The sequence below is a fragment of the Corynebacterium sp. AOP36-E1-14 genome (assembly GCF_052377495.1).
Lineage (GTDB): Bacteria > Actinomycetota > Actinomycetes > Mycobacteriales > Mycobacteriaceae > Corynebacterium.
The window spans coordinates 165,949-177,940 of record NZ_JBQSWV010000001.1 but is presented as its reverse complement, the minus strand read 5'-3'; the positions used below and the strand labels follow the sequence as shown (position 1 = coordinate 177,940).

Annotated in this window: 11 protein-coding genes; 5 read left to right on the top strand and 6 right to left on the bottom strand. The window is 69.8% G+C overall.

Translation table 11 applies throughout. The features are described from left to right. Window positions 1-15 precede the first annotated feature (15 nt). Window positions 16-1,167: a GuaB3 family IMP dehydrogenase-related protein gene (locus ACT3TD_RS00785; RefSeq protein ID WP_301442924.1), complete on the top strand. Its 1,152-nt coding sequence runs from the start codon at window positions 16-18 to the stop codon at window positions 1,165-1,167. 79 nt (window positions 1,168-1,246) lie between these two features. Here ACT3TD_RS00785 and ACT3TD_RS00780 read toward each other — a convergent pair whose 3' ends face one another. Continuing rightward, window positions 1,247-2,515, bottom strand: a complete 1,269-nt coding sequence (locus tag ACT3TD_RS00780; protein WP_301442923.1) for a Na/Pi symporter — start codon at window positions 2,513-2,515, stop codon at window positions 1,247-1,249. 170 nt (window positions 2,516-2,685) lie between these two features. On the opposite strand from ACT3TD_RS00780, the gene guaA reads away from it, so the two are divergent. Then, the gene (gene guaA, locus ACT3TD_RS00775) at window positions 2,686-4,278 is read left to right on the top strand and encodes a glutamine-hydrolyzing GMP synthase (RefSeq protein ID WP_441579098.1); all 1,593 of its coding nucleotides are present in this window, start codon (window positions 2,686-2,688) and stop codon (window positions 4,276-4,278) included. 47 nt (window positions 4,279-4,325) lie between these two features. Here the strand turns inward: guaA and ACT3TD_RS00770 are convergent, their stop codons facing one another. Then, window positions 4,326-4,781 carry a hypothetical protein gene (locus ACT3TD_RS00770; protein ID WP_301442921.1) on the bottom strand — a complete coding sequence of 152 codons (456 nt, stop codon included), beginning with the start codon at window positions 4,779-4,781 and terminating at the stop codon, window positions 4,326-4,328. Between the two features lie 143 nt (window positions 4,782-4,924). Here ACT3TD_RS00770 and ACT3TD_RS00765 point away from each other — a divergent pair, with 143 nt between their 5' ends. From ACT3TD_RS00765 to ACT3TD_RS00755, 3 genes are read left to right on the top strand one after another with little or no spacing between them, the layout of a single operon-like run. Further along, the gene (locus ACT3TD_RS00765) at window positions 4,925-5,677 is read left to right on the top strand and encodes a hypothetical protein (RefSeq protein ID WP_441582310.1); all 753 of its coding nucleotides are present in this window, start codon (window positions 4,925-4,927) and stop codon (window positions 5,675-5,677) included. Beyond that, a complete protein-coding gene (locus ACT3TD_RS00760) occupies window positions 5,674-7,302 on the top strand; it encodes a Y-family DNA polymerase (RefSeq protein ID WP_301442919.1) in 1,629 nt (542 codons plus the stop codon). Before ACT3TD_RS00765 ends, ACT3TD_RS00760 begins: the two co-directional genes overlap by 4 nt. Before the next feature lie 10 nt (window positions 7,303-7,312). Continuing rightward, window positions 7,313-8,503 carry a sucrase ferredoxin gene (locus ACT3TD_RS00755; RefSeq protein WP_301442918.1) on the top strand — a complete coding sequence of 397 codons (1,191 nt, stop codon included), beginning with the start codon at window positions 7,313-7,315 and terminating at the stop codon, window positions 8,501-8,503. Here the strand turns inward: ACT3TD_RS00755 and ACT3TD_RS00750 are convergent. The 4 genes from ACT3TD_RS00750 to ACT3TD_RS00735 form a co-directional block, all read right to left on the bottom strand. Then, window positions 8,500-9,153: an AMIN-like domain-containing (lipo)protein gene (locus tag ACT3TD_RS00750; protein ID WP_444614970.1), complete on the bottom strand. Its 654-nt coding sequence runs from the start codon at window positions 9,151-9,153 to the stop codon at window positions 8,500-8,502. The genes ACT3TD_RS00755 and ACT3TD_RS00750 overlap by 4 nt on opposite strands. Window positions 9,154-9,297: 144 nt before the next feature. Beyond that, window positions 9,298-9,990: a methionine ABC transporter permease gene (locus tag ACT3TD_RS00745; RefSeq protein WP_301443199.1), complete on the bottom strand. Its 693-nt coding sequence runs from the start codon at window positions 9,988-9,990 to the stop codon at window positions 9,298-9,300. Then, window positions 9,987-11,021 carry a methionine ABC transporter ATP-binding protein gene (locus ACT3TD_RS00740; RefSeq protein WP_444637934.1) on the bottom strand — a complete coding sequence of 345 codons (1,035 nt, stop codon included), beginning with the start codon at window positions 11,019-11,021 and terminating at the stop codon, window positions 9,987-9,989. Before ACT3TD_RS00740 ends, ACT3TD_RS00745 begins: the two co-directional genes overlap by 4 nt. After that, the gene (locus ACT3TD_RS00735) at window positions 11,014-11,907 is read right to left on the bottom strand and encodes a MetQ/NlpA family ABC transporter substrate-binding protein (RefSeq protein WP_444614744.1); all 894 of its coding nucleotides are present in this window, start codon (window positions 11,905-11,907) and stop codon (window positions 11,014-11,016) included. Before ACT3TD_RS00735 ends, ACT3TD_RS00740 begins: the two co-directional genes overlap by 8 nt. Between the last annotated feature and the right edge of the window lie 85 nt (window positions 11,908-11,992).

The window sequence follows — 11,992 nt, the reverse complement described above, 5'->3', positions numbered from 1 at the left end:
GAAACGGTCTCAGCCATGCAGGAACAGGTGAACATCGGGATGGGCCGCACGGCCCGCCGGGTCGTGGGATTCGACCAGATCAACATCGTGCCCTCGCGCCGCACGCGCTCCTCGCACGACGTGGACACCACGTGGCGCATCGACGCCTACCGTTTCGACATCCCGTTCATGGCGCACCCCTCGGACGCCGTGGTGACCCCGGAGTTCGCCGTGGAGTTCGGCCGCCTCGGCGGTCTGCCCGTCATCAACGCCGAGGGCCTGTGGGGACGCCATCGCGACCTCGACGGTGCCCTGGAGAAGGTCCGTGCCGCCGCCGGCGACTCCGACCCGCTGGGCCTGCCGGCCTCGGACAACGCCGCCCAGCGCGTGCTGCAGGAACTGCACGCCGCGCCGCTGGACCGCGGGCTGCTGGCCGAGCGACTGGCCGAGGTGCGCGAGTCCGGTGTGACCTTCGGTGTGCGCGTCTCCCCGCAGAACGCCCGCGACTTCGCCCCGGACCTGATCAAGGCCGGTATCGACCTGCTGGTCATCCAGGGCACCCTGGTCTCCGCCGAGCACGTGTACTCCAACGGTGAGCCGCTGAACCTCAAGGAGTTCATCGGTTCGATCGACGTGCCCGTCATCGCCGGTGGCGTGGTGGACTACACCACCGCCATGCACCTGATGCGTACCGGTGCCGCCGGCGTGATCGTGGGCTCCGGCACCACCACGAACAGCCAGGCCCTGGGCATCGACGTGCCCATGGCCTCCGCCGTGGCGGACGCCGCGGCCGCCCGTCTGGACTACCTGGACGAGACCGGTGGACGCTACGTGCACGTCATCGCCGACTCCCACATGGAGTACTCCGGCGACATCGCCAAGGCCATCGCCTGCGGTGCGGACGCCGTCTCCCTGGGTGCGCCCCTGGCGATGGCGGACAACTCCGGCGGACGCGGCCACTTCTGGCCGTCCGTCGCCGCGCACCCGAGCCTGCCGCGTGGCGAGGCCGAGGGCGTGTTCGGTGCCTTCGGCGCCCGCGAGACCCTGCCGCTGGAGAAGCTGCTGTTCGGTCCCACGGACAACCCCTACGGTGAGGAGAACCTGGTCGGCGGGCTGCGCCGTTCCATGGCCAAGTGCGGCTACACCGACCTGAAGAGCTTCCAGAAGGTGCCGCTGGCCGTGCGCTGACGCACGCCCTCCCTCAAAACCCCGCGCGGTTGGTGGTCCGGATTTCTCGGACCGACGACCGCGCGGGGTTTTTGGTGTTCTAGAGCAGCACGGTGAGCAGGATCAGCGTGGCCGGCAGCACCAGGAACATGCCGATGACCCAGCCGGCCACGTAGAGCTTGTTGCGCGCACCGAGGCGCGCCAGCGTGGTAGCCCCGGCCAGCGGGATCCACCGCAGGAAGGGCAGTCCGTAGATCACCAGCAGGGCGAAGACGTTGTAGAGCACGTGCACGAGCGCGGCCTGCAGGGCGAGTTCGGCCTCGGGGCCGCTGAAGGCGAAGGCGGCGATGAGGGCGGTCAGCGTGGTGCCCACGTTGGCACCGAGGGTGAACGGGTAGACCTGCCGCAGGGAGAAGGTGCCGGACCCGGCGAGGGGGACGATCAGGGAGGTCGTGGTCGAGGAGGACTGGACCATCACGGTGATCAGTGTGCCGGAGGCGATGCCGGAGACCGGACCGCGTCCGATGGCGGTGTGCAGCACCTTCTCGGCGCGTCCGACCATGACGACCTTGAGCAGCGTCCCGATCACGCTGATCACCCCGAGGATCAGCGCGATGCCGACCAGGATGAGCAGAATGCCGTCCCACGGGCCGGGCAGGACGCCGGACGCCGCGACGATCGCGTCGCCCAGGGGCTCGGTCACGCCGGTCACGGCGTCGCCGAGACCGCCGAAGACGGTGGCCAGGATGCCACCGTCACTGCCGGCCATCTGGTGGGAGAGCCAGCCGGAGGACTTCTCGAGGATGCCGAAGGCGAGTTCGAGGGGGAGGAAGATCACCACGGCGAGCAGGTTGTAGCAGTCGTGGATGGACGCGGCGGCGAAGGCGCGGCGGAAGGACTCGCGGTCGCGGACCATGCCCAGGCTGACCAGGGTGCTGGTGATCGTGGTCCCCACGTTCGCCCCGATGAGCATGGGGATGGCGGTGGCCATGGGCAGTCCACCGGCGCAGAGTCCGACGATGATGGCGGTGACCGTGGTGGACGACTGGATCAGCGCGGTGGCCAGCAGCCCGATCATCAGGGCGACCAGCGGGTTGGACGCGAAGGCGAAGAGCTCCTCCGCCTGGCCGCCGGTCGCTGCCTTGAACCCGTCGCCGACCACGGAGACCGCGGTGATCAGCAGGTAGATGCCCAGCGCCACCCCGATCCAGTTGGCCCAGGCCAGGGGTTTCCCGTGGAGTCCGAGGCGGGTGAAGGGACTGCGCACCGGTGCGGGTGCGGGGTTCACACCTGCAACTGTGGTGTCGTTCGTGGTGTCGTCCGTGGTGTCGCGGACGACGGACGGGTGGTCGGTGACCTCTGCCGGCACGTGGGGCTCCGTTTCCTGGTCGACTACGTGTCGTGGGGTACTGCCGTCGAGTGTATGGGGTTCACCCTGGTTGGCGAATTCGGGAGGTGAACGGCGAATGAACTCTCCCGGCACGGCCTGCAGGGTGACCGGCGGTATCGGCTGGTGGGACGTTCGGTAGAGTTGGCGTCGTGACACATCAGCAGCAGTCCGGCGCATCTGCCGACAGTCCCCGTCCCGTCCTCGTCGTCGACTTCGGCGCGCAGTACGCGCAACTCATCGCACGCCGCGTGCGTGAGGCGCGGCTGTACTCCGAGGTCGTCCCGCACTCCATGTCCGCCGAGGAGGTCGCCGCGAAGAACCCGGCGGCGCTGATCCTCTCCGGCGGCCCGTCCTCCGTCTACGCCGACGGCGCCCCCGCCCTGCAGAAGGGACTGCTGGAGCTGGGTGTTCCGGTCCTCGGCATCTGCTACGGCTTCCAGGCGATGACCCACGCCCTCGGCGGCACGGTCGCGCACACCGGTGACCGTGAGTACGGCCGTACCGAGATCTCGGTCGACGGCGGTTCCTTGCACAACGGTTTCGAGTCCAGCCACCAGGCGTGGATGAGCCACGGCGACGCGGTGAGCGAGGCCCCGGCGGGCTTCACCGTCACCGCGCACTCCGACGGCGCACCGGTCGCCGCGTTCGAGTGCCTGGACAAGCGCATGGCGGGCGTCCAGTACCACCCGGAGGTCCAGCACTCCCCGCACGGCCAGGAGGTGCTGACCCGCTTCCTGTACGACGTCGCCGGTCTGGAACCCACCTGGACGGCGGGCAACATCGCCGAGCAGCTCGTCGCCGCCGTGCGCGAGCAGGTCGGCCCCGAAGGTCGTGCGATCTGCGGGCTGTCCGGCGGCGTGGACTCCGCCGTGGCCGCCGCGATCGTGCAGGAGGCCATCGGCGACCGGTTGACCTGTGTCTTCGTCGACCACGGGCTGCTGCGTGCCGGCGAGCGTGAGCAGGTCGAGCACGACTTCGTCGCGGCGACCGGCGCGAAGCTGGTCACCCTCGACGAGCGGGCGGCGTTCCTGGACAAGCTGTCCGGGCTCACCGACCCGGAGGCCAAGCGCAAGGCGATCGGCGCGGAGTTCATCCGTTCCTTCGAGCGTGCGGTCACCGGTGTGCTCGAGGACGCCCCGGAGGGCTCCTCGGTGGACTTCCTGGTCCAGGGCACCCTGTACCCGGACGTCGTGGAGTCCGGCGGTGGTTCGGGCACGGCGAACATCAAGAGCCACCACAACGTCGGCGGTCTGCCGGACGACGTGGAGTTCACCCTCGTCGAGCCGCTGCGTCTGCTGTTCAAGGACGAGGTCCGTGCGGTGGGCCGCGAGCTCGGCCTGCCGGAGGTCATCGTGGGACGCCAGCCGTTCCCCGGGCCGGGCCTGGGTATCCGCATCATCGGTGAGGTCACCGAGGACCGTCTGGAGACCCTGCGTGCCGCGGACGCCATCGCGCGTGCCGAGCTGACCGCCGCCGGGTTGGACAACACGATCTGGCAGTGCCCGGTCGTGCTGCTCGCCGACGTGCGTTCGGTGGGTGTGCAGGGCGACGGCCGTACCTACGGCCACCCGGTCGTCCTGCGCCCGGTGACCAGTGAGGACGCCATGACGGCGGACTGGACCCGGGTGCCCTACGAGACCCTGGAGCGGATCTCGACGCGGATCACCAACGAGGTCGCCGAGGTCAACCGTGTGGTGCTGGACGTGACCAGCAAGCCGCCGGGAACCATCGAGTGGGAGTGAGTCCACTCCCCGCGGCCTGACCCCCTCCCCGTTCTACGGGGAGGGGGTCAGTTGTTTCCTCTGGCAGCGTCGGTAGCGTTAGCGAGGTCCTCGAGCTCACGGGTGCCGTCGATGCGGGGGACGACCTGCCAGGTGTACACCCCGGCGATGGCCCAGGCGATCACGGCGATGGCCCAGTTGTTGAACTGGAAGCCGGGCACCAGCATCAGGGCCAGCCAGATGGGGAAGAGGGGGACGACCTGCTTGATGCGGGTGGTGTAGCGGTCGCCGCGGGCCTCGACGGCGGCGCGCACGTCGTGGCGGTAGGGGTGGCTGAACAGGCAGAGTAGGCCGGCGGCGAGGAAGACCAGCATCAGGACGACCCGGACCCCGGTGGGCAGCGGCGTGGCCAGTGCGCCCACCCCGGCGCCGATGAGGGCTGCGACGCCCGCGCGTAGTGCGCGTGGGGTGACGGGTGTGGGGTCGACGTGGTCGGTGCCGGAGGGTGTCTCGCTGCGTGCCATGGCTGTCCATGCTAGCCGGACGAGGGGGTTTGACCGTCACCCGCCGGCCGAATAGGCTGGCACGGGATAGAACGGATGTTCTAATTGCCGAACGCGCCCGGGCGATCATGTCCTGGCCAGCGCCTAGTCTGGGTTCCGGTGTCGTGAACAGGGTCGTGGATGAGGAGGTGAGGGCGGTGGAGGAACGGGACCGGGGGAGCATCGTCGCCGACCTGCGCAGCCGGATCGCGACCATCAGCGGCGGCGACACGAAGGTAGTCGTCGAACCTGCCGAACCTGCCGCTCCTGCCGGCTCGCCCCACGTCACCGTCCCGGACTGGTTGGCCGGTTCGCTGGGCGCCGGAGGCCTGCCGCAGGGTGCGGTCACCGCGGCGGACGACTGCCCCGCCGCCCTGGTGGACGTGCTGGCCACGCTGACCGCGTCCGGTGGGTGTGCGGCGGTCGTCGGCTACCCGCGGCTGGCGGTGGCGGCGGTGGAGGCCGCCGGCGGGGACCTGGAGCGCCTGGTGCTGGTGCCGGACCCCGTACCGCACGCCTCGGCGGTGCTCGGGACCCTGGTCGAGGGTCTGGACCTGGTGGTCTACGCGGCCCCGGCGGCGGTGTCGCCGTCGGCGGCACGTCCGGTGGAGGCCCGGCTGCGCCGCAGCAGTTGTGCGCTGCTGGTGTGCTCGGGTGTGCGTTCCTGGCCGGGTGCGCGTCTGCACCTGTCGTGGCGTACGGAGGGCGTCACCGGGCTGGGCGTGGGCTCCGGCCGGGTGCGCGGTGTGTCGGTGGCTGGTCAGGCGTGGGGTCAGGGGCAGCCGCCGCGGACGTTCAGCGGCACAGTCGGCACGGTGGGCACAGCTGCCACGGCAGCTCCCGCCCTGCAGGACGCCCCGCGGGAGCGTGCGTTGTGAGCGCGCGTCGGGTCGTCGTCCTGTGGTTCCCGGACTGGCCGGTGTACACCGCGGCGCTGCGGCGTGGCTGGGACCTGCTCGCCCCGGCGGCGGTGGTGGACAACCACCGCATCCACGCGGCGAACGCGGCGGCGCGTCGGGCGGGGGTGCAGCAGGGCATGAAGGAGCGTCATGCGCTGGGCACGTGCCCGTCGTTGCAGGTCGGTGAGGTGGAGGACGCCGCGGAGGCGGAGGCGCACGAGGAGGTGCTCGTGGCGCTGGAGTCCGTGGCCGCCAGTGTGGAGACCCTGCGTCCCGGGTTGCTGGCGTTCTCGGCGTCCTCGCTGGTGAAGTACTACGGGGACGAGTCGACGGCGGTGGAGCTGCTGGTGGACGCGGCGGCGCGTGCGGGCGCGGACTGCCTGGCCGGCGTCGCCGACGACGTGGTCACTGCGGTGTGGGCGGCGAGGGAGGGGCGCAGCGTGGCGTCCGGCGGGTCGGCGTCCTACCTGGCGGGCCTGCCGTTGCGGGTGCTGGTGGCGGAGGCGTCGTTGGGCACGCCGCAGGCGATGGTCGCGGTGCTGTCCCAGCTGGGTGTGCGCACGCTCGCGGACTTCACGGCGTTGCCCGTGTCGGACGTGGCCGGACGGTTCGGCGACGAGGGGGTGCGCTGGCACCGTATCGCCTCGGGCGAGCCGGAGCGTCCGGTGTCCCCGGAGCGCACCGTGGTCCCGCTGGAGGTGCGGGTCGAGCCGGACGAGCCGGTGTCGGACACGGGTACGGCGGCTTTCCTCGCCCGGCAGGCGGCGGTGCGTCTGCACGCCCGTCTGGCGGAGTCGGGGCAGGTGTGTCTGCGTCTGGCGGTGCGAGCGCACCTGGATCCGCCCGCCGGTTACGACGGCCCGGTGACGGTGGAGCGCGTGTGGCGTTGCCGGGAGCCCCTGGCGGAGGACGACACGGCCCAGCGGGTGCGCTGGCAGCTCGACGGGTGGCTCACCCGTGTGCGTGCGCAGATGCCGGACTCCCCGGACGGGGTCGGCGGCATCGCCGCGATCGACCTGGTGCCGGTGGAGTGCCTGCCCGCCGGCGACGTCGCCGAGGCGTTGTGGGGTGGCCCGGACGTGGGCATCCGCGCGGCCCGCGCCGCCGCCGCGCGCGCCCAGGCGCTGATCGGCACCCGCGGGGTGCTGCGTCCGGTGCACCGTGGAGGACGCGCCGTCGGCGGGCGGGTGCTGACGGTCCCGTACGGGGAGCAGGACCCCGAGGAGGTCACCGCGACGACGACCGGACGGTGGGACGGGGAACTCCCCGCCCCGCTCCCGGCGCTGGTCGGGGCGCCGGCGGACCGGATGAACGCCCCGGGGCCGGGGCATCCGGCGTCCGCCGTGCACCTGCTCGACGGCGAGGGTTCCCAGGTGTGGGTCACCGGACGCGGGCTGATGAGCTCGGTGCCGGTGTCGATGCGGTGGGGCGGCAGGGTCCACCGGCTGACCGGGTGGGCCGGGCCGTGGCCGGTGGACGAGATGTGGTGGTCGCAGGGGGCGTCGGCCCGCCGCTACGCCAGGCTCCAGGTCGCCACCGACGAGCCCTCGGCGTTCCTCCTGGTCTGCCGTGGGAGGTCGTGGCGGATCGAGGCGACGTACTAGGATCAGGGGTATGCCCACCACACGGAACCCCCGGTCGGGACTGTGTTCCGACATCACCCGGGAACCCCTTCCCGGAACCGCGAAGACGGGGCGGCTGATCGTCGCCGTCGAGTACCCGCAGGGGTGGGGCAAGGACATCCTCGACGGCGAGGCGCTGGGCAAGGAGCTCGCCGGCGAGGTGAAGCGCTGGCTCAAACGCCACCACGCGCAACTGCAGTTCATCCGCCGTCCCGGCCGCAGCGGACAGACGGGGCAGCCGGGTGGGGCGGACACGAGCGTGGTCTTCGTCGCCGACGCCGGGGCGACCCCGCCCACCCTCGAACGTCTCGAGGTCACCGGTGGGGTGCGTGGACTGCTGGACGTGGACCTGTCCACCCCGGGTTCGGTGCCCGGCGCCACCCGGGTCGACCATCCGCTCCTGCTGGTCTGCACCCACGGTAAGCGGGACACCTGCTGTGCGGTGAAGGGTCGTCCCATGGCCGCGGCGCTGGCGGACGGGCACGGCGGCGAGACCGTCTGGGAGTCCTCGCACACCAAGGGCCACCGCTTCGCCCCGTCGATGATCCTGCTGCCGCACAACTACTCCTTCGGCGGGCTGGACGTCCCCGGCGCCTCGGCGATGCTGGACACCGCCGCCCGCGGCGAGGTGCCCGTCGCCGGCAACCGCGGGCGCGGCACCTTCGACACCCACGGCCAGGTCGCCGAACTGGCGGTCGCCGAACTCCTCGCCGCGCGGGGGACGCCCGCCCGGCTGGGTGAGCTGAGCGTGGAGAAGTACACCGTTCCCGTTACGCCTGTCGCCCAAAACGCCGAGCAGGACGCCTACGCCGCCGCGCACGCGGCCGTCGACCCGGACCTGCGGCGTCGGGCGGGGGAGCTGATCACCGAGCGGATCGAGATGAAGGCCGCCGGACGTCGCGAGGAGCTCAGGGCACTGCACCGGCAGGGCTACTTCCAGCCCGTCCGCGACTACGAGTACGCGGTGCGGGAGGCTGCCGCGGCCCACGGGCTCGGCGGCAAGAAGCACAAGGGACACAAGGGCGACAAGGGAAGTGCTCCTGCCGTGCGGGTCACCGGGGACGCCGGCTCCTGGATCGTCACCCTGGAGTCTCGGACGTGCCACCCGGTCGTCTCGTCCTGCGGGGACCGTCCCAAGGAGGGCAGGTCCTGGGTCGCCGCCGACGTGGCGGCCGTGAACTAGTCGGACTTGAGGATGTCCACCACGATGCGGGTGGGCGAGTCCAGGATGTTGAGGGTGAAGTCCGGGTCGTCCTCGTCGATGCCGACGACGATGCGCTGCATCCCCTCGAAGACGCCCTTCGCCTCGACGGACTCGATCAGCTCGGTGCCGATCTTCTTGACCGGCGTGTCGTCGCCGCCCGGCGACATCTCCAGGCCGCGGACGTCGATGACCAGGGCGGTCTCGCCGTCGTAGTCGATCGGGGCGCCGGAGCCGTCGGCGGTGGGGGCGTCGTCCGTGGTGACGAACCAGCCGGGGGACCCCTCACCGTCCAGCTCGATGACGACGCGTTCGAACGTGCCGTGGCTGGCGGCACGGACCTCACTGACCGTCATCCGCGTGCCCTCCTCGGGGAGGACGTCCAGGGGCTGGGCCCCGGACAGGGGGCCGGACTCGCTCGAGGAGCGGGGGACCGGGGAGGCCAGTTCGGCGCCGGGGGCGGAGAACTGCGGGGAGCTGGTGCTGGCGCTCACGGGGTTGAACTCGTTGTCGTCGTCCGCACCACCGCTGCTGCAGGCGGTGAGGGAGACGCAGAGACACCCGCACACCAGGGCGGCGACGCCGGAGGCGACGGTGGGTCCGTTGCGGCGGGTGTCTTCGGTTCTACTCACGACCAGAGAGATTACCGGGCGTGCGGGGGAAAGGCACGGCTAATGGCAAAATACTTCCGAATATGACCGGAATGTGACCTTGCCGTGACCGCGCCGTAACCCCGAGGGTGACGCGCGGCACAGTGCGGTACAGGTCAGCGTGGGTTAACGGCGCATGACCCGCCGGGCGAGCCAGTTGCCGAACAGCTGCGCGGCCTGGACGATCACGATGATCGTGACCAGCGCGACATAAGTCACGTTGTTGTCGAAGGCACGGTAGCCGTACTGGATAGCGAAGTCTCCCAGTCCACCGGCGCCGATGTAGCCGGCCATCGCGGACATGTCGACGATCGCGATGAACATGAACGTCCCACCCAGGATCAGCGGGCCGAGAGCCTCGGGGATGATCACGGTGAAGATGATCCGGAACGGGCCGGCACCCATGGCGCGTGCAGCCTCGATCACGCCGGGGTCGATCGACACCAGGTTCTGCTCCACGATGCGTGCGGCGCCGAAGGATGCCGCGATGATGATCGCGAAAGTCGCGGCGTTGATGCCCAGGATCGATCCGGTGATGATCTTCGTCAACGGCCCCAGGGCCGTCAGCAGGATGATGAACGGGATCGGCCGGACGATGTTGACCAGGATGTTCAGGACCCAGAACACCGGCCGGTTGGCCAGGACGCCACCACTGCGGGTGGTGAAGAGCAGGACGCCCAGGACCAGCCCGGCGAGCCCACCGATGGCCAGGCCCCAGATCGCCATGTACAGCGTCTCGACGATGGCGTCCTGGTAGATGGGGGACAGGAACTCCCAGTCGGTGTCCTTCGCGAGGAGGAGGGTGTCTGTGGTGCTCATTGGATCTCCTCGATCTCGGTCGTGGCGGACAGGTCGCGGTAGAAGGTCTCCACGGCCTGTTCGCCGGCGGCGTCCTTCGGGGTCATCTGCACGGTGAGCCGTCCGAAGGAGTGGTTCTGCAGGGTGGTCACGCCACCGTGGACGATGTTCACACTGACGCCGGCCCGTTCGACCTCGGAGATGGCGTGGAAGAAGCCCGCGCCCTCCTTCATGGTCACGGTGAACAGCCGGCCAGACTCGTGCTGCAGCGCCTCGGCCTCGACCATGTCGGGGGTGTTGCGCAGGGAGGTGGCCACGAAGTTCGCCGCCACGTCCGTCTTCGGGTGGGAGAAAACCTCGTAGACGCTGCCGTGCTCGACCACATGTCCGTTTTCCATGACGACCACCCGGTCGCCGATGGTGCGCACGACCTCCATCTCGTGGGTGATCACCACGATGGTGATGCCGAGGTCCTCGTTGACCTTGCGCAGCAGTTCCAGTACTTCGCGAGTGGTGGTGGGGTCCAGGGCGGACGTCGCCTCGTCTGCGAGCAGCAGCGACGGGTTCGTCGCCAGCGCGCGGGCGATGCCCACGCGTTGCTTCTGCCCGCCGGAGAGCTGCTCGGGGTAGGAACGGCCCTTGTCGGACAGTCCGACGAAGTCGAGGAGCTCGGTGACCCGTGCCTCCCGCTCGGCCTTGGGCATGCCCTGCAGCTTCAACGGGTAGGCGATGTTGCCGGCCACGGTGCGCGAGCTCAGCAGGTTGAACTGCTGGAAGATCATGCCGATGTCGCGGCGGATCTTGCGCAGTTCACTCTCCTTGAGCGGGACGATGTCCCGGCCGTCGAGCAGTACCTGGCCGCTCGTCGGTTTGTCGAGTCCGTTGATCTGGCGCACGAGCGTGGACTTGCCGGCACCGGAGTAGCCGATGATGCCCACGATCGAGCCGGACGGCACGGTGATCGACACGTCCTCCAGGGCGGTGATCCGGTTCTTGCCCTGGGTGAAGACCTTGCCGACGTTGCGGAACTCGACGGCGGTGCCGTTACTCATCCGAGGTGCCCTGATCACGGAACTTCTGCTGGGTGTCGGCGAGGATCTCCTGGAGCTCTTCCGGGGTCTTCTCGACCTCGATGGCGGTGCCGTCGGTGTCGTTCTGCACGGCCTCCTGGACCTCGTCGGAGTGCCAGATTTCGACGAGCTTCTGGAAGTCCTCGTTGTCCTTGTTCTCCTGGGTGGTTACCCAGACGTTGATGTACTGCTGTGCCTCGGGTGCCTCGGGGTCGTCGGTGATCACCGCGTCGTTCGCGTTCACCCCGGCTGAGTCGAGGTAGTTGTTGTTGATGAAGGAGGCCTGTCCGTCGTTGTAGGCGACGGCGGTCTGGCCGGGATCAACCGCCGTGACCTTGACCTTGGACTTCTCTTCGTCGATGTCCGCGGGGCGCGGTGCCAGGACGTCGTCGTCCTTGAGGGTGACCAGTCCGTTCTGGGCGAGGACGAGGATCGCCCGGCCGCCGTTGGTGCTGTCGTTCGGAATGATCACCTCGCCTGCCTCCTCAAGTTCCTCGACGGTGTTGAGGTTCTTCGAGTAGACGCCCATCGGGAAGATCTGCGAGGAACCGAAGGGCACCAGGTCGTCGTCGGCGGAGACGTTGTACTCGGCCAGGTACTGGATGTGCTGGAACTGGTTCACGTCCAGGTCGCCGTTGGACAGGGCCGGGTTCTGCTGTGCGTACTCGGTGATCGACTTCACCTCGACGTTCACGCCCTCCTCCTCAGCCTTCTGCTGGAAGGCCTTCCACTGGCTCTCGTTGGCCTCGGTGGAGCCGATGGTGATGGTGTCGGCGTCACTGTCGTCGCTCATGCAGGCGGTCAGGCCTACGGCGGAGACGACGGCGACGGTGCCGAGGGCGGCGACTTTCTTCAGACGCGTGATCAAGGGGTCCTCCTGGGGACGTCAAAAGGGGGATGCGGGGTTTCGCGCAATGCTAGTAGTAGTACAGCAGGATGGACCGCTCTGTCTA

What these genes read in the sequence shown, in the direction of transcription:
- ACT3TD_RS00770 (WP_301442921.1), bottom strand. Translation starts at nt 4,781, where the DNA reads ATGGCACGCAGCGAGACACCCTCCGGCACCGACCACGTCGACCCCACA.
- ACT3TD_RS00755 (WP_301442918.1), top strand. Translation starts at nt 7,313, where the DNA reads ATGCCCACCACACGGAACCCCCGGTCGGGACTGTGTTCCGACATCACC.
- ACT3TD_RS00740 (WP_444637934.1), bottom strand. Translation starts at nt 11,021, where the DNA reads ATGAGTAACGGCACCGCCGTCGAGTTCCGCAACGTCGGCAAGGTCTTC.
- ACT3TD_RS00745 (WP_301443199.1), bottom strand. Translation starts at nt 9,990, where the DNA reads ATGAGCACCACAGACACCCTCCTCCTCGCGAAGGACACCGACTGGGAG.
- ACT3TD_RS00785 (WP_301442924.1), top strand. Translation starts at nt 16, where the DNA reads ATGCAGGAACAGGTGAACATCGGGATGGGCCGCACGGCCCGCCGGGTC.